Here is a 22,009-nt window from a genome sequence, read left to right as displayed (position 1 = left end):
TATGGCTAAGTTAAATGTGAATCCTACTAGAATGGAACTCACAAAGCTGAAAAAGAGATTAACTACAGCTACTAGAGGTCATAAGCTTTTAAAAGATAAGCAAGATGAATTAATGAGACAATTCATAAACCTTGTAAAATATAATAACTCCATAAGAAAAGATGTAGAAAATGAACTAGAAGGTTCTTTAAAAGATTTTGTTATGGCAAGAGCTGTTATGAGCTCAGAATTTTTAGAGGAAGCAATTGCTTATCCTAAAGAAAGCATTTCTGTAGATGTTGGAAAGAAAAACATAATGAGTGTTAATGTTCCTGTTATGAACTTTAAAAGACAGCTTGAAGGAGACGAAGGTAGTATCTTCCCATATGGATTTGCGAATACTTCATCAGAACTTGATGATGCAATAACAAAGCTTTATGGAATATTACCAAAGCTTTTAGAGTTAGCAGAAGTAGAAAAGTCATGTCAGCTTATGGCAGATGAAATAGAGAAAACTAGAAGAAGAGTTAACGCTCTTGAATATATGACAATTCCTCAATTACAAGAAACTATCAAGTATATAAGAATGAAACTTGATGAGAATGAAAGAAGTGCCTTAACTAGACTTATGAAAGTTAAGAGTATGATTGAAGAAAGAGGATAGTTATAATTATTATTACACCTTAGGTTTTTCTAAGGTGTAATTCTTTTAGTATTTAATAATATTAAAATAATTATTATCTATATTTGATAAATACTTAAAAGTAAATTAAAATTGTATTAATATAATTGATAATAATATATATTAATAGTATAATTCATTGTAGGTTATAATTTCTTTAACACAGAATTTACAATTGAGCGTGATTTAGGAGAAGGAATATATGTATTATTTTATAGAATTTATGGTTTCTTTTTTATTGGTTGCATTACTTATGCCAATATTAATGAAATTATCAAATAAAATAGGTTTTACAGACAAACCTACTAAAAGGAAGAAACATAATAAAGTAACACCATTATGTGGTGGACTTGCAATGTTTATAGTATTTTTTATAGTATATTATTTTGTAGCAAAGGAAGACAAAAATGAAGCTATATGGATATTTATATCATCTACACTAATATTACTTATAGGGTTAATAGATGATTCTTATAAGGCAATTGGAAAGGAATTCCCTATATTACCAAGATTAATAATTCAAATATTAGCGGCGATACTAGTATTTAATGCAGGAATTGCATTTAAAGGTTTTACAAATCCATTTACAGGTAATTATGTAACTCTTAATTCTTTTTTACAATTTGTTTTAAGTATAACTTGGATTTTTGGAGTTACAACAGTAATAAATTGGTCTGATGGAATGGATGGACTAGCAGGGGGAATTTCATTAGTTTCTTCAATTACATTTTTTATAGCAGCTATAATTTTAGGACAAAATTACTCAGCAACATCATCAATAGTACTTGCTGGTGTAATAGCAGGATTCTTATTATATAATAGGTATCCAGCTAAAGTTTTTATGGGAGACTCGGGGGCAAATTTCTTAGGGTTTATTTTGAGTATAATTGCCTTAGATGGTGCATTTAAACAAGCTACAGTACTTAGCTTATTATTACCTATATTAGCACTTGCAGTACCTATATTTGATAATATATTTGTTATATTTAAAAGATTTAATGAAGGTAAGCCAGTATATCAAGCTGATAGAAGTCAAATGCATTTTAGATTAGAAGAGAAGGGTTTAAATAAACCACAGGTTGTACATTTTATTGTAGGAATAAGTATAGTGTGCTCATTTCTATCAATAGTATTATTGTTTTACAACCATCCATAAAAAATAAGCATCACCTTAGAATTCTAAGGTGATGCTTATTTTTTTTTATTTTTTTGTTGTTAAGTTTTATTTAAATAAATATTTTATGTAAATATTGACATATAAATATGTTTTTGTTATTATTTATAGAAAATAAAAAGGGGGCATTAAAATGTATAGAGGAAAAAAGGTAAGACTTAGAGCATATTGTGAAGAAGATATAAAAATAGTTCAAAATTTTATTAATGATTTTGAAGTGAAGAAGTTTGTGGATCCTAATACACCATTTCCTATGACTTTTTGGCAAGAAGAAAATTGGGTTAAAAAAGATTGTAATTCAAATGATCAAACTTATGATTTTGCTATAGAAGATTTAGAAAGTGGACAAATAATTGGTGGATGTAGCATTAATTCTACAAATATAAAAAATAGAAATTGTACTATAGGAATTATGATAGGAAATAAAAATTATTGGGGTAAAGGATACGGTTATGATGCCTTATCTATTTTAATTAAATTTATATTTGAAGAATGTAATATGGAAAAAATAAAGCTAAGTGTATTTTCTTTAAATCCAAGAGCATTAGCTTGTTATAAGAAACTTGGCTTTAAGGAAGAGGGAAGACTTAAAAAAGAAATATTTCGAGAAGGAAAATACCATGATGAAATATTAATGGCTTTATTTAAAGATTATTATTTAAATAATATAAATATGTATAATTAATATTAAAATGTATATTAACTTTATAATTATACATAAGAATATAAATATCTAATTACTAAAAATAAAATAATACTAATTATAATATTATCTTCTATATATAAAATTAGACTTATATATTTTTTATTTAATATTTGTTTATTACTTATATATAAGTTAAGTTTACTTAAAAATATGTAAAGACATTTTGGTTATATTTTGTTATTTGGTTTAAATTTTAAAAAAATGGATACAATTAATAGTGATAGTATTTTTAAAATTTAAAATGTAGAATTTTTATTCAAAATTTATGCATATATTTACTAGGTTTAGTATATAGATAGAATAACAAATTTAATCAAGGCATAATAAAAGATTTATAATAGGAGGTAATATTATGAAAAAGGTAGAAAACTTTGATTTTGACATCAAAAAGGTAAAGGCACCATTTATAAGAAAATCCTGTATTTATGAGGGGGCAAATGGAGATAAGATAAGTAAATTTGATATTAGATTTTTGCAACCAAATAAAGAAGAGTTTTCAATAGAAGCTATGAATGCATTAGAACATCACTTTAACTATTGTATAAGAGAGGAATTAGATGGAGTAATAGAAATTTCTCCTATGGAATGTAGAACAGGATTTTATTTAAGTACTTGGGGAGATAAAGATTCTATAGAAATAAAAGCTGCTGTAGAAGCTGTACTAAGAAACCTATTGATCTCAGATAGCATACCAGAAGGAAACTCAGTAGAGTGTAATAATTATGAGGAAAGTTCTCTTTTAGGGATGAGAGAATGTGCAGAAAATGCAATAAGTAAGGGGTTTTCCCTAAATATATATGGAGAGTAGCAGAAAGCCTCTTATTTTTAATAATTTTAAAAATAATTTATTTTTAAAATATTTAGGATACAGAGGAAATAGAATGCGGCGAAAATATTATAAATTACAGGCGTAAAATATATTTAAAAATTTACGCCTGTTTTTTTATTAATATATATTTTAATTAGTGGTTATTTAAAAGTATATATTAAAAATACTAATTAAGGATTGATTAAAATTTGTATTATATTATATAAACATATAAAATCAAGGTATAGTTAAGTATAGAAATGAGTTGAAATATTTGAATATAAGAGAATATATTAAAGATAACATTTTAATATTTGATGGAGCTATGGGAACTATGCTACAAAGAAAAGGATTGAATATAAATAAAGGTACAGAAAAATTTAATATTACTCATAGTGAAATAGTAAAAAATATACATAAGGAGTATATAAAAGCAGGAGCTAAGGTTATAACTACTAATACCTTTGGTGCAAATGAAATAAGACTAAAAAACACACCGTATTCTGTTGAAGAGATAATATGTAGTGGAGTAAATATAGCTAAAGAGGTTATGGATAGGGAAAATGGCTTTGTTGCTTTAGATATTGGACCTATTGGAAGAAAAGTAGGAGAAAATGAAGAAATAGATTTTAATAGAGCTAAAAATATTTTTAAAAGGCAAATAAAAGAAGGGATAAAGTATGAAGTTGATTTAGTTATTATTGAAACTATGACTGATTTATATGAAATGAAAGCAGCAATTTATGGAATAAAAGAAGTTTGTGATATTCCTATTTTTGCAACTATGACCTTTTCCAAGGAAGGAATAACCTATGGTGGGTGTTTACCAGAAACTATGTCTTTAGAGCTAGAGAAGTTAGATGTTGATGGAATAGGTGTAAATTGTACGGAAGAAGGTAAAAATCTTGAAGATATAATAAAAAGAACAAGTAAGAATACAACTTTACCAGTTATAGCTATGCCAAATGCAGGAGTTCCAAAAGTTATAAATGGAAAATTAGAATATGATATTACTAAAGAAGAATTTAGTAAAGGAATAAAAAAACTTATTGATAACGGAGCCTCAATAGTTGGAGGATGTTGTGGAACAACCCCTGAATTTATAAAAGAACTTTCTAAAATATTATAAATAATTAAGATATTTTTATGAATAATTAAGAAATTCTTATAATTAACATATAAATTATAAATACTGATTATACTTACTTTACATTATTAAGTTTTTATGTTACTTTTATTTATCAAAGCATAGGTTATAAAAAATCAATATAAGTAGTTTAATAAGAGGAGTTAGAATGAGTAGAAGTAATAATATAAGCAAAATAAAGTTTTATATATTTTTAGTATTAGTAGCAGTTTGTTTATTCATATTAGTTAAAAACTTGGAATTTATAAAGAATTTAGATTTTGAAAAGGTGTCAAAGTTTATTAAAGAAAAAGGAGCCTTTTCTTCATCAGTATATATGGGAATTTTTGTATTAAAACCATTTTTTGTAGTTATTCCAACAAATTTAATTGCAATAGTTGGAGGAACATTATTTGGACCTATAAAGGGGTTTTTACTTACAATGGTAGGATTTTTTATATCAGGGACTATTGCCTTTTATACATCAAGGCTTTTAGGAAGAGATTTTGTTGAAGGTATAATTGGAAACAGATTTATTAAATTAGATAAAAATATAGAGAAGAATGGATTTAGAATTTTATTTCTTTTAAGATTACCACCAATACTTCCCTTTGATCCATTAAGTTATGCCTGTGGATTTACTAAAATAAAATATAAAGATTTTATTTTAGCATCACTTTTAGGAGTTATTCCAGAAACAATATGCTATTCAATTCTTGGAAGAAGCTTTAGTAATCCATTTTCAATTCAATTTTTAATTCCAATAGCAGTGCTTATTATTGGAGTTATATCTTCAAAATATTTAATAAATCAAAAGAAAAATAGCAGAACAGAAAGCTAATTAGAAGTGATCTTAAATTATAGTTTAAGGTCACTTTCTGATTATTATTAGATTTTTATTTTGCTATAGGAAAATTAGAATTAATATCATTTGAATTAAAATCTTTTAATTTAGGAAATTCACAATAATAAATTTTAAGGCTTTTTAGGAATTCTAATGATTCTTTAAGATTATTTTTTAGGGTTAATCCTTTTTCTTCAAAGAGTTCTATAAGATTTTCATTTTCCCATTCATAGTAATGATAATATTCTCTAGCTGCTAATTCATAGCTATGTATTAAATTATTATAATTAGCAGTATTTTTTATTTCAGTGCAAAGAAAAAAATTGCATACTGGAGTTCTAAATTTTGAAGGTATAGAACAGCCTTTCCCATCTACTACAAAAGGGCAAGATTTAAAATACAGAGTTTTATCTAAGGGTTCAGATTTATCAAATTTAAAATTTGGACTTTTTAAATAATTGTTATAACCTTCTTTATCAAAATATCCAACTTCTTGAATATAATAATTAAATATTTTAGCTTTTTTATTATTTAATATCTTATTAATAACAGGTTTACCTTCAGGGTCTTTAACCATTCTTTGTAAATCTACTAAATTAAATTTAGGATAATAAAAACAACAGCCTCTATGCTTGTATTTACATAAACTTACACCGATTTTACTATTACATTTATAGCACTCATCACAATTAAATCTTGGAATATTATCATAAATTTCAACTGATAATTTCAAAGTAATCGCCACCTTTTAAATTAAATTATTATTATAAGATAAAAATAACTATATATATATTTTATCAAAATATATATAGCTTAAATATTTCACTGATGTTAAAATTTAATTAATATAAAAATATAATGAGGTGTAGAGTATGAGTAATATAAATTGGGCAATATTAGGACCTGGAACAATAGCAGAAGAATTCGCAAAGGCATTAAATGAATCTAATATAGGAATTTATGCAGTTGCTTCAAGAAATATTTTAAAAGCAGAAAAATTTGCAAAAAATCATAATGTTAAGAAAGCTTATGGAAATTATACAGATATGCTAAAGGATGAAAATATTGATATAGTATATATATCAACTCCTCATTGTAATCACTATGAATATATAATGGAAAGTTTAAAAAATAATAAGCATGTACTTTGTGAAAAAGCAATAACTGTAAATAGTAAAGAATTAAAGGAAATAACAGATTTAGCGAAATCTAAAAATTTAATTGTTAGAGAGGCTATGACAATTTATCATATGCCTTTATATAAAAAACTAAAAGAAATAGTTGTTTCCGAAAAAATTGGAAAACTTAAAATGATACAAGTATCTTTTGGAAGTTGTAAAGAAAATGATGCTAATAATAGATTTTTTAATAGAGATTTAGCTGGAGGAGCTCTTCTTGATATAGGAACATATGCATTATCTTTTGCTAGATACTTTTTTTCAGAAAAACCAGAAGAAGTTTTAACAACAGTTAAGAAATTTGAAACTGGAGTAGATGAACAATCTGGAATAATACTTAAGAATTCTTTTGATGAAATGGGAGTAATTTCTTTAACTATGAGAGCAAAGATGCCTAAAAGAGGAGTTGTAGCAGGGGAATTAGGTTTTATAACAGTAGATAATTTTCCAAGGGCAGATAGAGCAACTATAACTTATTTAGATGGAAGGACAGAGGTCATAGAAGCTGGAGAGACTTCAAAGGCATTAATGTATGAAGTTTTAGATATTAATGAAAGTATTTTAAAGAAAAGAAATGATAATACTTTAGAATTATCAATTGATGTAATGGATATAATGGATAAGGTTAGAAATCAGTGGGGAATAAAGTATCCTTTTGAGTAAAAAAATTAAAATAATTAAAGGAGCATAATGAAGATTATTCAAATAATACTTAACATTAAAACTTATAATTAAATAGTTAAAAATTTTAAGCTAAAGGAACTTAATAGTTTCTTTAGCTTTTATTTTTTGAAAATATTAATCAAAAAATAAATAAATTATGCCTAGTAATTTTACCCAAAGAATATAATGGAAAAACCATTGAGAGTAAGTTATACTGCCAACTTTTTAAAAAATAAGAGTTTTTAGATTAGGAATATACTTGAAATTAGCCTTTACATATGAACTAATGGCAGTGATTTACTGTTATTTTAAGGTTAAAAGTATGTTATAAATATACATGTTAGCATTAGAAAAGTAAAAAGTACTTTAACTAATAAGATATTGGACCTATGTTGTAGGCCTGAAAAAATAAAAAGGAGTGGTACAAATGAAACAAAAACTAATTGCTATGTTAATAACTACTACATTACTAGGGGGAGTAGGAGCTACTGCTTATGCTTCTGCAAATACAGATGATAGTTTATCAAATTGTAAAACTTCTATTGAATGTAATAAAGATAATATTACTAATAATAGAGAACAAGCACAAAATTGCAACATAAACTATGAAAAAGTATCACCATTATCATTACAAAAAGATGGATATTTAAATAGAGAATGTATTTCATATTTTAGAGGAATATCAAAGAATCTTAGACAACTTATATATGGACAAATAGATTTTAATAACTTAAATTCATATGGAGAAAATGAAAGCTTAGTTCAAAACAATAAAGAAAATAATGATAGTAAAAAAGTAGAAGATAGAAAGAAAACTTTAAATAATAAAAAAGTTTCTAAAGTTGATAAAAGGACTAAAACTGTACAAAACAAGGAAGAAAATTCAAACAGATCACAAACACTAAAGAATACTAGCAATGCTAAAACAGCTATAAATAGTAGTGATAAATTCATGGAACAAGTACAAATTATGATATTTAAAAAAGTAAATGAAGAGAGAAAAAAGGCTGGAATTCCAGAATTATCATATAATAATACTATGGAAAAGTATGCAAAAATAAAATCTCAAGATATGGGAGATAGAAAATATTTTGATCATAAGGATCCAGAAGGAAATCTTATAACAGTTAAAATGAAGGGTGATGGAGTAAATTATAGAGCGTGGGGAGAAAATATTGCTTATATTGGTGGAGTATCTGATGCAAATGAATTAGCAAATCAATTTATGACTAATTGGATGAATTCACCAGGACATAGAGCGAATATTTTATCAAATAATTTTTCAAGTATTGGTGTAGGAGTTTATAAAACAGGAAATACAGTTTATGCAACCCAAGAGTTTTATAGATAGAAATTTATAATAATAAAGCTATGTGCTAAAATATGCACATAGCTTTTTAATATTAAAATAAATATTAACTTATAAATAAGGTGAAAATAATTAAAGAGGTGATTTTAAATGGAAATATTTACAATTGGACATTCTAATTACAGTATGGAAAGATTGATAGATATGCTAAAACATTTTAATATTGATTGTGTTGTAGATATAAGAGGGACACCTTATTCTAAATATAATGTACAATTTGATAAAGAAGCAATAAGATATTCCTTAAAAAATGCTGGATTTTTATATATTTATATGGGTGAAGAATTAGCTGCTAAAAGAAAAACTAAAGAATCCTATAATAAGGAAGGGTATGCAGATTTTAAAAAGATAATTAATGAAGATAGCTTTAAAACAGGTATTGAAAGATTAAAAAATGGGTTAAAAAAAGGATATAAAATAGCATTGCTTGGAGCTATGCAAGATCCAATAAGATGTCATAGAGCTATTTTACTTGGAAAGTTTTTAGAGGAAAATGGAATTAAGGTAAATCATATACTTGATGATTATTCAATAGCATCTCAGAAGGATATTGAACATAATCTTTTAGATAAATATTTTAAAACTAGAAATCAAATAACAATAGATTGCCTCCTTGGCAATGGATTAAATGAAGATGAGATGATAAAAGAAAGCTATAAATTAGCTAATAAAGATATTGGTTATAGAATAGAACACTTAAAATAAAAGATTTAAGGTTTTTTATGAAATATAATTAAGGATATTATAAGTAAATGAAAAATTAATTAAAGAACTCAGGTTATTTTGTATAATCTGAGTTCTTTAATATTTTATTGATTATTATTATTGTTTATAGGAACAAATACTCTTGTTGCAAGTTCATCATCCATCATATATATAGCAGCTGGATTTCCTTCAGATCTTCTAATTCTTTTTAGAAGAGAATTAAAGTTATTTTCTTCTTCAACTTGCTCATCAATAAACCAATTAAGTAAACTCATAGTTGAATGTTCTCTTTCTTCACTTGCAATATCAGCAAGTTCATATATTTTTTTTGTAACAAGTTGTTCGTGATTATATCCTTTTTGAAAAACATCTATTATATTATCAAAAGTAAGATCAGGTTTTGGAATTGTTTCTAAAGTTACTACACCATTCTTTTGGAATATGTAATCATAAAATTTCATTGCATGAGCTAATTCTTCTTGTGCTTGAACTCTAAAAAAATTTGCAAACCCACTTAAATCAACAGATTCAGCATAGGCTGCCATTGATAAATAAAGATAAGATGAATAGAATTCAAAGTTAACTTGTTTGTTAAGACTTTCTAATAAATTTTTACTTAGCATTTTTATCTCTCCTTTAATTAAAAATATCTATGAAGTTATTGTATATCTTTTAATAATAATTAGCAAACTTATACATAAATCAAATAGTATATAATATATATTTATATGAAATATATAGTATAGATTATATATATTAAATTAAAATATAGTATAAGTTATTGTGATGGAATTAAAATTAAGCTATAATTATTTTGAAAGGATTACAGGAATTGTTATTGAAGATTTGAAATTACTGGAGGACAAAAATGAATAATTGTGATGACGAAATTATTGAAAAATTAAAATATTTAAAACTTTTAGCCAAACAATATCCAACTATAGCAGAAGCATCAACAGAAATTATTAATTTAAGTGCTATATTAAACTTACCAAAAGGAACAGAACATTTTTTAACAGATTTACATGGAGAATATGAACCTTTTGTGCACGTTTTAAAAAATGGTTCAGGTGTTGTAAAGAGAAAAATAGAAAGTGTTTTTGGAAATTCCCTTAGAGATAGTGAAAAGAAAAGTTTAGCAACATTAGTTTATTATCCAGAACAAAAATTAGAAATAGTTTTAAAAGAAGAAGATAATATAGATGATTGGTATAAAATTAATTTATATAGATTAATAGAGCTTTGTAGAAATGTATCATCTAAGTATACAAGATCAAAAGTTAGAAAAGCTTTGCCTAAAGATTTTAGTTATGTTATTGAAGAGTTATTACATGAAGAATTTTATGGTGTTGATAAACATGAATATTATGATGGAATAATAAGTACAATTATAGACATTGGAAGATCTAAGGAATTTATTATTGCTTTATCTAATGTAATACAAAGACTAATTATAGATAGACTTCATATTTTGGGAGATATATATGATAGAGGTCCAAGAGCAGATATAATTATGGATAAATTAATGGACTATCATTCAGTAGATATACAATGGGGAAATCATGATATGTTATGGATGGGAGCAGCAGCAGGAGTAAAAACATCTATAGCAAATGTATTAAGAATAGCGACAAGATATGGGAATTTAGATACAATAGAAGATATATACGGTATAAACCTATTGCCTCTTGCAACCTTTGCTTTAGAACATTATAAAAAAGACCCATGTAAAGAATTTATCCCAAAATTAAATGATGATAAAAGATATGGAAAATTTGAAATAGATTTAATTTCTAAGATGCATAAGGCAATTGCAATTATACAATTTAAGTTAGAAAAAGAAATTATTAAAAGAAGACCAGAATTTAAATTAGACCATAGATTACTTTTAGATAAAATAAATTATGATGAAGGAACTATATATCTAAAAGGAAAAACTTATGAACTAAAGGATAAAGACTTCCCAACAATAGATCCTAAAGATCCTTATAAGCTTACTGATGAAGAAGAAAAGTTAATAGAAAAATTAAGAGATTCATTTGTAAATAGTGAAAAGCTTCAAAAACATGTTAAATTTTTATTTGCAAAGGGAAGTATATATTTAAAATATAATTCAAATTTATTACTACATGGATGTATACCTTTAAATGAAGATGGATCTTTTAAAAGTATGACAATTCAAGGTAAAGACTATAAAGGAAAAGCTTTGTTAGAAAAATTTGATGTTTTAGCAAGGGAAGGATATTTTAATAAAGTAGGAACAGAAGAAAAATTATATGGAATGGATATAATGTGGTATTTATGGACAGGTCCTGCATCATCATTATTTGGTAAAAATGAAATGACAACCTTTGAAAGATATTTTATTGAAGATAAGGAAACACATATAGAAAAGAAAAATCCATATTATAAGTTTAGAGAAAATGAAGATATTGTTAGAAAAATTTTAGAAGAATTTGATTTAGATATAAACGAGTCAATAATAGTAAATGGACATGTTCCAGTTAAGAAAAAGTATGGAGAAAGTCCAATAAAATGTGGAGGAAAAATACTAGTTATAGATGGAGGATTTGCAAAGGCATATAGGAGAGATACTGGCATTGCAGGATATACTCTTATATATAATTCCTATGGATTTCAATTAGTATCCCATCAGCCTTTTGAATCAATTGAAAATGCTATTATTGAAGAAAAGGATATTTTATCTACAAGTATTATTGTTGAAAGAAAAGTAAATAGAAAAAGAGTAGGAGATACTGATGTTGGAGCAGAATTAAAAAATCAAATAAAGGATTTAAAATTACTGCTTATAGCTTATAGAAAAGGATTTATAAATGAAATGAGATAAAATAGATGAGCTTTTTTGCTCATCTATTTTTTAGTTTAAACTAATTCACCATAAGATAAAGTTTTCTTTTCTATTTTTATGTTAAATTCTCTTTCATATATTCTAATAGCTGGGAATTCTTTTTTTGTAACTAAAGATATAGTTGTTCCATGAGCATTTCCTCTAGCTGTTCTTCCAGCTCTATGAAGATATTCATTGGCATTTACAGGAAAATCTAAATTTATAATATGAGAAATTCCATCAATATCTAAACCTCTTGCTGAGATATCTGATGAAACTAATATCTTTATCTTTCCATTTCTAAAGTTTTCAAGAGCTTGTTGTCTTTGTTCTTTTGTTATTCTTTTATGCATAGCAAAGGCATTTTGATTATGATATTTTAATTTATCTGCAATCATTTCAACATCAAATCCACGATTTATAAATACAATTGCCTTTGAAGGATTAACTGCAGCAATTAATTTTCTTAAAACTTCAGCTTTATCTCTTTCGCAAACTTCAATGTACATATGTTCAATATTAGGATTTAAAGATGCTTTATTTTCATTTTTAAAGATTATAGGATCTTTCATTAATTCCTTTGCAATAGGCATTGCTTTTGCACTTACTGTTGCAGAAAAAATTAAAAGTTGCCTATCTCTCATTGTACTTTTTATTATATCTTTTATAGTTCTTAAATGGGTGTTGTCTAATAAGTTATCGCCTTCATCAAGAACAATTGTTTTTATTGTATGAGCTTTGATTTTTTTCTTTCTAATTAAATCTAAAACTCTTCCTGGAGTTCCAACTACAATTTGTGGTTTAATTTCTTTTAATTTTTTAATTTGCTTATCCATGTTAACATCACCAATAATTGATATTGAGTTAACTTGTATATTTGAGTTTTTTGATAATAATTTTGCTTGTTTTTCTATTTGCATAACAAGTTCACGAGTTGGAGCAAGAATTAAAACTTGAAGGTCTTTTTTACTTGCATCTATCTTTTGGAAAAGAGGAGCTAAAAAAGCAAGAGTTTTTCCACTTCCTGTATGAGCTTCTCCTATAACATCCTTATTATCTAATATTTCAGGAATTGTTAAAGATTGAATTTCTGTTGGTACAGTAATTCCTTGTTTTTCTAAACCAAAAATTATTTTATCATCTAAATTTAATTCACTAAAGTTCTTCATAAATATATCCTCCTTTAAGAAGTTAGTCATAAATTATAGTATATACATAATATGACTAAAAGTGTACTAATTTTAGAAAATAAAGATAAATATATGTTGATTTAAGTAAAAAAATAATAAATTGTCTTAAATATAGGATAAATAATAAATGAATTTTATAAAAAAGATTATAAAAAAATAAAAGTTTACTATTTTGAAAGAAATTTTACATAGAAATTTTTTAGAATATTGCTATAATCTCTGTGTTAAAATTAAAAAAGTTTTATTTTATTTTAGTATTATTTAAAAAATATTTAGTAATTTTTATGAACAGAAGAGGTGAGTTATTTGAGTATTTTTAGAACTCAAAAAATTGAAAAAGTATCTCAAAGTGTTAAAGATAGTGAAAAAAATTTAAGTACATTAGATTTAACATTAATGAGTGTAGGCTCTGTTATAGGAACAGGCGTTATGGTTTTAACTGGAATAGTAGCAGCTAAAGAGGCAGGACCAGCAGTTACAATTTCTTTTGTAATTGGAGCTATTGCAGCAGCGTTAATAGTTTTATGTTATGCAGAACTTAGTGCAAGTATACAAAGTTCTGGAGGATCATATACATTTACATATGTAACATTAGGGGAATTCATTGCTTATATTGTGGGAATGAGTGTAGTAATTGGATATATTCTTTCAACAGCAACAGTTGCATCAGGTTGGGGAAGTTATCTTTTAAGTTTGTTAGATGTAGTTAATATACACTTGCCAAAAGCAATTACAACAATACCAGCAAAAGGTGGAATAGTTAACTTACCAGCAATTTCTGCAATAATACTTATTACATTTGTTATTTCAGGTGGAACAAAATCAAGTAAAAAAGTAAATGATGCAATGGTAATAGTAAAGCTTTTTGTTATTGCTTTATTTTTAGTAGTTGGTTCAATGCATATGAATACATCAAATTGGATACCATTTACACCTTATGGAACTTCAGGAGTTATGACTGGAGCTGCATCTGTATTTTTTGCTTATTGTGGATTTGATGCAACAGCATCAGCAGCACCTTATGTAAAAAATCCTAAAAAGGCATTACCAATTGGACTTTTAACATCATTATTTATATGTGCACTAGTTTATATGGGAGTTTCTTTAGTTTTAACAGGAATAACACCATATAGTAACTTAAATGTTCCAGATGCTCTTTCTTATACTTTAAAAATTGCAGGAAAACCAATGGTTGCTTTTGTTGTTTCATTAGGAACAATTATTGGAATACTTGCAGTAATATTTGCAGGAAATTTTGCAACTTCTCAAATACTATCAACAATGAGTAGAGATGGGTTAGTTCCTAAAGTTTTTAGTAAAAAGGATAAAAATGATGTTCCATTTGTTTCACTTTGGGTTATAGGAATTATATCATCAATTCTTGCGGGATTTTTTAACTTAAAGGATTTAGCTAATTTTGCAAGTATTGCACTTTTACTTGTTTATGGATTTGTATGCTTTTCAATAATTATATTTAGGAAAAAATATCCTAACATAAAAAGAAGTTTTAAAACACCATTTGTTCCTATACTTCCTTTACTAGGAAGTTTATGTTGTTTGTTTTTAATGTTAAATTTAAAGAAAACAACATGGATTATATTTTTAATTATATTAGGATTTATGATTATAGGATATTTTGGTTATGGTAAGAAAAATTCATTAATTACAAAAGAATTAGATAAATAATTAGCTATTATATAAGAAATGTTTAGCTTAAAATTTATTATAATATCTCATAAATTATTATTAATTTAAGATAAATTTATTATAATAGTAAATAGTAGATAATATTGATAGGAGGTATTATTATGTCAATTAATCATGGTGCTAACCTTTTTGAACTTTCAGATAAACTTGGAATAAATAGAAAAGAAATTTTAGATTTTAGTTCAAATATAAATCCTTTTGGAGCTTCAAAGAAAGCAAAGGAAGCTGTTATAAATAATATAGATATGGTTTCAATATATCCTGATCCTGAATATAAAAATCTTAAAAGTTCAATATCAAAATATTGTAACTGTAAGAGTGAAAATATTATTTTAGGAGGTGGTGCAACAGAACTTATAACTTTATTTATAGGTACAGTTCATCCTAAAAGAGCATTACTTTTATCACCAGCCTATTCTGAATATGAAAAAGAACTTAAAAAGATAGGATGTGAAATATCAAAATACTTTGCTAAAAAAGAAAATGATTTTAAAATCAATGTTAATAGTCTAAAAGAAAAAATAATAAAAGAAAATTATGATTTAATAATTATTTGTAATCCTAATAATCCTACAGGATTTGCTTTTAAAAAGGAAGAAATTAGAGAAATTTTAAAAGAAACAAAGGCTTTTGTTATGGTAGATGAAACTTATGTAGAATTTACTAATACAAAAGAATATTCATCAACAAGTTTAGTAGATGAATATAAAAATCTTTTTGTAATTAGAGGAACATCAAAGTTTTTTTCAACTCCAGGAATAAGGCTTGGATATGGATTAATATCTAATTATAAAATTAAAGATAGAATTTCATTTAATTTAGACTTATGGAATATAAATATTTTTGCAACTTTAATGGGAGAAAAAATGTTTAATGACACAGATTACATAAATAATACAATAGATCATATGACAAATGAGAGAAGATATCTTAATGAAGAACTAAGTACTATAGATTGGATTAAAATCTATGATAGTAAAGGAAACTTTATATTATGTGAAATAAAAAAAGAAGGATTAACAGCGGATTATATATATGATAAATTAATTAACAAAAAGATTATAATAAGAAATTGTGAATCCTTTGAAGGATTAGATAATAAATTTTTCAGAGTTTGTGTTTTAAAACATGAAGAAAATGAATTTTTAATAAGAGAACTTAAAAATATAAATTAATAGTAATTATAAAATTGAGCTAAGGCACTAAATAGTTAATGTGCATAGCTCTTTTTTTATTATAAAGTTTTATTAAAAAAATTAAAGTGCTTTAAAAATTTTTCCAATCAATATATAATGAGTATGTTAGTGTATATACACTAAACAAAAAAAGGGGGAAGATTTTTTATGAATAATAAAACAAAAGAAATGGTATATGCATCACTTTTAACAGCACTTGCAATAATAATTCCTATACAATTTAGTTTTTTAAAAATTTATATACCACCATTTAGTGCAACTTTAGCAGCTCATGTACCAATGTTTATATCTATTATGATATCACCAATGGTTGCAGTAGTTACAGGTATTGGATCTACTTTAGGTTTTTTTATAGCAGGAATGCCAATGCCAGTAGTTTTTAGATCAGCGACTCATATTATAGTTGGATATATTGGAGCAAAGCTTATACAAAAATATAAGTCTTATACAAAAATGACTGCAATAACATCAGTTTTACATTCTGGACTTGAAACTTTAGTAGTTATACCTTTTGTTGGATTTGATTTATTTCAGCTTTTAATTGTAACATTTGTAGGTGCATTTTTGCATCATATAGTAGATGCATTTATAAGTTATGGGCTTTTAAATGCTTTTGCAAAGGTTAGAAACAAGAAAATATATACAATTTTTCAGGAAGAATAAATAAAAATAATTCTACTAGATACCTTGAAGTATTTAAGTATATAATAAGTACTAGAAGTTTTATAGATAATATTTAAATTAAGAGGTATTTATTTTGAGTAATAGTGAATTAAATAAAGAAAGATTAATACTAAAAGAAAAAAGAAAACTTATAGATGAGGAAATTTTAGAGAAGCAAAATTATGTTGATCAAATAACTAATAAATTTACAGAATTAAGTAAGGCACTAAAAGGAAAGTATAACTTTGAAAAAGAATCTATAGAAAAAGCTATGAATCTTGCAAAAACTGATATACAAAAATATGAAGAAGTATATAATAGTCCTTATTTTGGAAGAGTTGACTTTAGAGAAAAAAGATCAGCAGAAATAGAAAATATTTATATTGGAAAGCATGGGATTAGTAGTTCTAAAAATGGAGAAGAAGTTGTTGTTGATTGGAGAGCACCAGTTGCAGATCTTTATTATAGTGGAACTGGGGGAGAGGCTTATTATAAAGCACCAGCAGGAATTATAGAGGGTGAACTTTCATTAAAAAGGAAATTTTTGTTTGATGAAGAAGGAATACTTGAAAGAATTTTTGATGAAAGTATAAATGAACTTATGATAAATGGAGAAGAAGGTCAAGGTTTAGTTGATGAGTTTCTTAAAATTAATCTAGAAGAAAGTAGAGGAAAGAAACTTAAGGAAGTTGTTGCAACAATTCAGAAGGAACAAAATGATATTATAAGATGGCCTAGGAATTTACCTATAATAGTTCAAGGTTCAGCAGGATCTGGAAAGACAACAATAGCCCTTCATAGGCTTGCCTACCTTATATATAGATATAAAGAAAATATGAGTGGAGAAGATATTCTAGTTCTTGCTCCTAATAAGTTATTTTTAGATTATATTTCAGAAATTTTACCAAGCCTTGGAGCTAATGAAGTAAAGCAAAGTACCTTTGAAGAAATGGCAAAATCTAAAGCTAAGATTAAAGGTAAAATATACAATAAAGATGAAAAACTTAAAAGTATAATGGAAGAAAATGATGAGTTAAAAAAGAAATTAATAATAAACTCAGCAAAAATAAGAGGATCACTGATTTTTAAAGTAATGATTGACAGATATATAACTTTAATTGAAGGAAGGGCTTTAGATATTAAAGATATAGAGATAGAAAATCAAATATTATTTAATAGAAAAGAAATAATGAGATTATATTTAAAGGACTTAAAATCATATCCTATAAATAAAAGAAAAGATGAAATAAAAAGATATTTAAATTTAAAACTTAAAGAAAAAATTCAGATAGTTCTTGAAAAGGTAAATATAGAATGGGACAGTAAAATAAGAAAAATAAAACTTAATGAAGAAGATTCAGAAGATAGAAGAAAAAGGCTTATAGAACTTTATGATGAAAGAGATAGAATTAAAAATTCTATTAAAAACAATGCTAAGACTGCAATGAATGATTACTTTAAGGCTTGGAGAGGTATAAATTCAAGTGATATATATAGAGGTTTTTATAATGACACTGAATTATTCGAAATAGCTACAGATGGTAAGATTCCAAAGGCTTTAGCAAAATTTATGAAAGATGAATTTAATAAAAGAGATGAAGAAGGAATAATAGATGAAGATGATTTAGCTGCACTTTTATATATTAGAGTTTTACTTGAAGGAATAGAAGATAATGAAAAGTTTAAACATATAGTTGTAGATGAAGCACAAGATTATAGTCCTTTTCAAATATATTTAGTAAATGAAATGGCAAAGGGAAATTCTATAACATTAGTTGGAGATTTAGCTCAAGGAATTTATTATTATAAGGGACTTAAAACTTGGGAAGATATAACTAAAGGATTATTTAAAGATAAAGCAACATTTATAAGTTTAACTCAAAGTTATCGTTCAACTGTTGAAATTATAGATTTTGCAAAAGGTGCATTAGATGCTCAAAATCTTGGACTTAAAGATGCAAAACCTGTTTTAAGGCATGGAGAAAAGCCAAAAATAATAAAATTAAAAGATGAAAAAGAAGTAATGCAGACAGTAGAAAATATAATAGATAAAGTTATAGAATCAGGGAAAAGCAGTGTAGCTTTAATAACAAAAGATTCAAAAGAAGCAGAAAAATTAGAAAAACTTTTAAGGAGAAAATGTAAATATAAATTCCAAAGAATTAAAGGAAAAGAAAAGGAAGCAAAAGGGGACAATATAATAATTCCATCATATTTAACAAAGGGATTAGAGTTTGATTGTAGTATAATTTATAATCCAAGCAAGGTTAGTTATAATGAAGATAGTATATTAGATCAAAGACTTTTATATGTATCTCTTACTAGAGCACTTCATACTGAATATATTATAGATTTAGAAGGTATAACTTCCTTAATTAAATAAATAATATTAAAGGACTACTTAAAAATTTTTTATATTTTTAGGTAGTCTTTTTTAAAATTACCTATATTAGGTTTGTATTTATAGGCAATTATAATTATAATAAGAACATAAAAATATTAGGAGGAATACATATATGGAAGAAAAAGAGATAATGTCTTTTAAAGATGAGGATGGAAATAAAGTAGATTTTGAGGCTGTTGCAAAAATATTTCTTGAAAAGAAGGAATATTTATTATTAACACCTGTTGAGGAAGATGCAGAAGACATATTTGTTTTTAGAATAGATAAAGTAGATGATAAAGAAGAGTTAAATCTTGTTGAAGATGATAAAGAATTTTTAGCAGTAAAAAAAGAATATAGTAAGCTTATATACTAAAAGGAGAGTAATAAAGATGAGAGCTTTTGATATTATTGAAATGTTAGAAGAAAATGGATTAACAGAAATTGAGGAGATTCTAGTAGATGATGATAAGGTAATAGTGGAATTTTTCTATGATTTTGATAGAGATGAGCTTAAAGCTGCTGAATCTTATGCAAACGAAGAAAGTGATACAGAAAAGGAAAGTGAAGAATGGAAGAAAGATTGGTATATACCTTATCTTTTAGATATTGCTAAAGATAATATTGAAAATATTATTGAAGATATAGGTGATGAATTTGAAGTTGAAGGAATGGCGCATGAATTAAATATAGATGGTAATAATACAGATTATATTAAATTTGTTGCAGTATTTTGTACAGAGGACTGTGATTTATCATTAGAGGATATGTTAAACGATTACTTATAGATAATAATTAATGTTATAGAGTTTTAATAAAAGCTTGAAATGATAAAAAAATGTGTTATAATAAAAGCATAACATTCCTGAGATGTTCGCCAAGCTTATCATGTTCAACCTACATATGTGAAACGGGATTTGCAACAGTATTAGTTATGTCGGGCTTCAAAGCTTTTGCTTTCACTATGACAGGAGATGGCAGAGATAATATGAGTGAAACCCACCTGTGAGGAGCAGGTTTTGAATATATAAGCAAACGGCATGTTGGGATGATATATTTGTAGAAACAATACCTCTTTAGTAGAGGTATTTTTTTTACAAATAATTAAATAAATTAAGCTGCTAAACTTTTTATTGTGTTACGTCTTTTTAATTTCTTTAAATGAAGTTTATACATAAAAACTTGATACCGACTTATGTCTTTATCTAAATTTTGAGAAAGTTTTATTATAAATTTATTAGATGGGCTTATAAATTTTAATAATATATTTAATAATAATTTTCTATTTTTAATTCTTTTATTTAATTTTTTTATTGACATAAAAATACCTCTCTTTACAAATTTATAGTAATATTATAACATTTATTACAATATTATGGTAATTAATCGTTATACAAATAGCGACAAAAAATAATTTTTTATGGTAAAAAAAGCTCGTTAATACTTATAAAATGATGGTTTTATAAGTATTATAGGGATATTTGTTGCATTAAATTATTCTATAAAATAAATAATTGTAAATAAGTTGTTTAAAAGTTAAAATCATTGGTGATAAAAGTTGATTATGTATAAAAATATTAGTAAAATAAGTATAAAGAGAAAATTTTTGATTTTGTAAGGAGTATTATATGAACAATATAGATAAGATGAATATAGATGAAGTAATAGTTAAAATAAATGAGTTGTACAAAAAGAGTAAAGAAGATGGATTAACAGAGGAAGAAAAAGAATTACAAAAAAAATTAAGACAAAGATATATAAATAATGTTAAGAAAAATTTTAAAGCTCAACTTGAAGGAATAGAGCTTAAGAAAAAGAAATAAAGGGTGGATAGTATATGGCAGTAACTGTTGAAAAATTAATTAAAGACTTCGACCTTGAAATATTGGTAGAAGGATGTGAAGGTGAAAAAATAAATGTAAGCGATATCAATAGGCCTGGACTGCAACTATCTGGATTTTATAACTATTTTACACCTGAAAGAATACAAGTTATAGGAAAGGCTGAATGGAGCTTTTTAGATGACATGCAAGTTGAGTTAAGAAAAAAGAGACTTAAAAAGTTTTTTAGCTTTGATATGAAGTGTGTAATAATAACAAGAGATCTTGTACCACATGAAGAATTAATAAAATATGCTGAAAAACAGAAAATTTGGGTTTTAAGAAGTAGCATGGTAACTACAAATTTTATTAGTAAATTAACTATTTATATGGCTGATAAATTAGCACCAGAAACTAGACTACATGGAGTTTTAGTTGATGTTTATGGAATAGGTATATTAATAACAGGAGAAAGTGGAATAGGAAAAAGTGAAGTTGCCCTTGAACTTATAAAAAGAGGACATAGATTAGTAACAGATGATGCTGTTGATATAAAAGAAATAGATGGTGAACTTATTGGTTCATCTCCTAGAATAACTATTGGAATGCTTGAAGTTAGAGGTATTGGAATAATTGATGTTTCTGCATTATATGGGTTAAGTTCAGTTCTTCAAGAAAAGGATATTAAACTTGTAATGCATTTCGAACATTGGAAAAGCGAAGGGGACTATGATAGGTTAGGAACAAACTATGAGTATATGGATGTTTTAGGCGTTCCAGTTAGAAAATTAACTGTTCCTATAAGACCTGGTAGAAATATTGCAGTAATTATTGAGGCGGCTGCAGTAAACTTTAGATATTCACTTATGTCTAAAGAGACACCAGTTGACATTATAGAAAACAGAATAAGTCAAATAAGCGATAATTAAAAATGTAATTATTATTATCAAAGATAATAATAATATAAA

22 protein-coding genes and 1 other RNA gene are annotated in these 22,009 nt (G+C 25.5%); 19 read left to right on the top strand and 4 right to left on the bottom strand.

Annotation, left to right across the window (positions count from 1 at the left end; translation table 11 throughout):
- Nucleotide 1: 1 nt before the first annotated feature.
- From J2Z53_RS02680 to J2Z53_RS02655, 6 genes are all read left to right on the top strand, one after another.
- Nucleotides 2–643: a V-type ATP synthase subunit D gene (locus tag J2Z53_RS02680; RefSeq protein ID WP_209795675.1), complete on the top strand. Its 642-nt coding sequence runs from the start codon at nucleotides 2–4 to the stop codon at nucleotides 641–643.
- A gap of 220 nt (nucleotides 644–863) precedes the next feature.
- Nucleotides 864–1,817: an MraY family glycosyltransferase gene (locus tag J2Z53_RS02675; protein WP_209795674.1), complete on the top strand. Its 954-nt coding sequence runs from the start codon at nucleotides 864–866 to the stop codon at nucleotides 1,815–1,817.
- A gap of 151 nt (nucleotides 1,818–1,968) precedes the next feature.
- Complete coding sequence (locus J2Z53_RS02670) at nucleotides 1,969–2,520, top strand: GNAT family N-acetyltransferase (protein ID WP_209795673.1); 552 nt, start codon at nucleotides 1,969–1,971, stop codon at nucleotides 2,518–2,520.
- 373 nt (nucleotides 2,521–2,893) lie between these two features.
- Nucleotides 2,894–3,349 carry an S-ribosylhomocysteine lyase gene (locus J2Z53_RS02665; RefSeq protein WP_209795672.1) on the top strand — a complete coding sequence of 152 codons (456 nt, stop codon included), beginning with the start codon at nucleotides 2,894–2,896 and terminating at the stop codon, nucleotides 3,347–3,349.
- 274 nt (nucleotides 3,350–3,623) lie between these two features.
- Entirely contained in the window at nucleotides 3,624–4,478 is an 855-nt protein-coding gene (locus J2Z53_RS02660) for a homocysteine S-methyltransferase family protein (protein ID WP_209795671.1), read from the top strand.
- Nucleotides 4,479–4,644: 166 nt separating this feature from the next.
- On the top strand, nucleotides 4,645–5,316 hold the full coding sequence (locus J2Z53_RS02655; protein ID WP_209795670.1) for a TVP38/TMEM64 family protein: 672 nt from the start codon (nucleotides 4,645–4,647) through the stop codon (nucleotides 5,314–5,316).
- 55 nt (nucleotides 5,317–5,371) lie between these two features.
- On the opposite strand, the gene J2Z53_RS02650 is transcribed toward J2Z53_RS02655, so the two are convergent.
- Nucleotides 5,372–6,052 carry a hypothetical protein gene (locus J2Z53_RS02650; RefSeq protein WP_209795669.1) on the bottom strand — a complete coding sequence of 227 codons (681 nt, stop codon included), beginning with the start codon at nucleotides 6,050–6,052 and terminating at the stop codon, nucleotides 5,372–5,374.
- Nucleotides 6,053–6,191: 139 nt separating this feature from the next.
- Between J2Z53_RS02650 and J2Z53_RS02645 the strand changes: the two genes are divergently transcribed.
- The 3 genes from J2Z53_RS02645 (at nucleotide 6,192) to J2Z53_RS02635 (ending at nucleotide 9,234) form a co-directional block, all read left to right on the top strand.
- A complete protein-coding gene (locus tag J2Z53_RS02645) occupies nucleotides 6,192–7,160 on the top strand; it encodes a Gfo/Idh/MocA family protein (RefSeq protein WP_209795668.1) in 969 nt (322 codons plus the stop codon).
- A gap of 427 nt (nucleotides 7,161–7,587) precedes the next feature.
- Nucleotides 7,588–8,511 carry a CAP domain-containing protein gene (locus J2Z53_RS02640; protein WP_234925752.1) on the top strand — a complete coding sequence of 308 codons (924 nt, stop codon included), beginning with the start codon at nucleotides 7,588–7,590 and terminating at the stop codon, nucleotides 8,509–8,511.
- Nucleotides 8,512–8,619: 108 nt separating this feature from the next.
- Nucleotides 8,620–9,234, top strand: a complete 615-nt coding sequence (locus J2Z53_RS02635) for a DUF488 domain-containing protein (RefSeq protein WP_209795667.1) — start codon at nucleotides 8,620–8,622, stop codon at nucleotides 9,232–9,234.
- A 104-nt stretch (nucleotides 9,235–9,338) separates the two neighbouring features.
- On the opposite strand, the gene J2Z53_RS02630 is transcribed toward J2Z53_RS02635, so the two are convergent.
- Nucleotides 9,339–9,857 carry a ferritin gene (locus J2Z53_RS02630; RefSeq protein WP_209795666.1) on the bottom strand — a complete coding sequence of 173 codons (519 nt, stop codon included), beginning with the start codon at nucleotides 9,855–9,857 and terminating at the stop codon, nucleotides 9,339–9,341.
- A 245-nt stretch (nucleotides 9,858–10,102) separates the two neighbouring features.
- On the opposite strand from J2Z53_RS02630, the gene J2Z53_RS02625 reads away from it, so the two are divergent.
- Nucleotides 10,103–12,082 (top strand): fructose-1,6-bisphosphatase, encoded by a 1,980-nt coding sequence (locus J2Z53_RS02625; RefSeq protein WP_209795665.1) that lies wholly within the window; start codon nucleotides 10,103–10,105, stop codon nucleotides 12,080–12,082.
- Between the two features lie 35 nt (nucleotides 12,083–12,117).
- On the opposite strand, the gene J2Z53_RS02620 is transcribed toward J2Z53_RS02625, so the two are convergent.
- Complete coding sequence (locus tag J2Z53_RS02620) at nucleotides 12,118–13,251, bottom strand: DEAD/DEAH box helicase (RefSeq protein WP_209795664.1); 1,134 nt, start codon at nucleotides 13,249–13,251, stop codon at nucleotides 12,118–12,120.
- 327 nt (nucleotides 13,252–13,578) lie between these two features.
- Between J2Z53_RS02620 and J2Z53_RS02615 the strand changes: the two genes are divergently transcribed.
- The 7 genes from J2Z53_RS02615 (at nucleotide 13,579) to ssrS (ending at nucleotide 20,274) form a co-directional block, all read left to right on the top strand.
- Nucleotides 13,579–14,958: an APC family permease gene (locus tag J2Z53_RS02615; protein ID WP_209795663.1), complete on the top strand. Its 1,380-nt coding sequence runs from the start codon at nucleotides 13,579–13,581 to the stop codon at nucleotides 14,956–14,958.
- 122 nt (nucleotides 14,959–15,080) lie between these two features.
- Entirely contained in the window at nucleotides 15,081–16,154 is a 1,074-nt protein-coding gene (locus tag J2Z53_RS02610; protein ID WP_209795662.1) for a pyridoxal phosphate-dependent aminotransferase, read from the top strand.
- 168 nt (nucleotides 16,155–16,322) lie between these two features.
- Nucleotides 16,323–16,838 carry an ECF transporter S component gene (locus J2Z53_RS02605; protein WP_209795661.1) on the top strand — a complete coding sequence of 172 codons (516 nt, stop codon included), beginning with the start codon at nucleotides 16,323–16,325 and terminating at the stop codon, nucleotides 16,836–16,838.
- A 94-nt stretch (nucleotides 16,839–16,932) separates the two neighbouring features.
- On the top strand, nucleotides 16,933–19,221 hold the full coding sequence (helD, locus tag J2Z53_RS02600) for an RNA polymerase recycling motor HelD (protein WP_209795660.1): 2,289 nt from the start codon (nucleotides 16,933–16,935) through the stop codon (nucleotides 19,219–19,221).
- 133 nt (nucleotides 19,222–19,354) lie between these two features.
- Entirely contained in the window at nucleotides 19,355–19,597 is a 243-nt protein-coding gene (locus J2Z53_RS02595; RefSeq protein ID WP_209795659.1) for a DUF1292 domain-containing protein, read from the top strand.
- Between the two features lie 16 nt (nucleotides 19,598–19,613).
- The gene (locus tag J2Z53_RS02590) at nucleotides 19,614–20,009 is read left to right on the top strand and encodes a hypothetical protein (protein ID WP_209795658.1); all 396 of its coding nucleotides are present in this window, start codon (nucleotides 19,614–19,616) and stop codon (nucleotides 20,007–20,009) included.
- Between the two features lie 71 nt (nucleotides 20,010–20,080).
- A non-coding RNA gene (gene ssrS / locus J2Z53_RS02585) (6S RNA) lies at nucleotides 20,081–20,274 on the top strand.
- Between the two features lie 60 nt (nucleotides 20,275–20,334).
- Here ssrS and J2Z53_RS02580 read toward each other — a convergent pair.
- The gene (locus J2Z53_RS02580; RefSeq protein WP_209795657.1) at nucleotides 20,335–20,541 is read right to left on the bottom strand and encodes a hypothetical protein; all 207 of its coding nucleotides are present in this window, start codon (nucleotides 20,539–20,541) and stop codon (nucleotides 20,335–20,337) included.
- Between the two features lie 308 nt (nucleotides 20,542–20,849).
- On the opposite strand from J2Z53_RS02580, the gene J2Z53_RS02575 reads away from it, so the two are divergent.
- Complete coding sequence (locus J2Z53_RS02575) at nucleotides 20,850–21,044, top strand: DUF896 domain-containing protein (RefSeq protein ID WP_209795656.1); 195 nt, start codon at nucleotides 20,850–20,852, stop codon at nucleotides 21,042–21,044.
- A gap of 14 nt (nucleotides 21,045–21,058) precedes the next feature.
- Nucleotides 21,059–21,970 (top strand): HPr(Ser) kinase/phosphatase, encoded by a 912-nt coding sequence (hprK, locus tag J2Z53_RS02570; protein ID WP_209795655.1) that lies wholly within the window; start codon nucleotides 21,059–21,061, stop codon nucleotides 21,968–21,970.
- Nucleotides 21,971–22,009: the final 39 nt, after the last annotated feature.

This window comes from Clostridium moniliforme (assembly GCF_017873235.1).
Taxonomy (GTDB): Bacteria; Bacillota; Clostridia; order Clostridiales; family Clostridiaceae; genus Clostridium; species Clostridium moniliforme.
The sequence above is the reverse complement of the archived record's forward strand: the minus strand, read 5'-3'. Positions and strand labels throughout refer to the sequence as shown.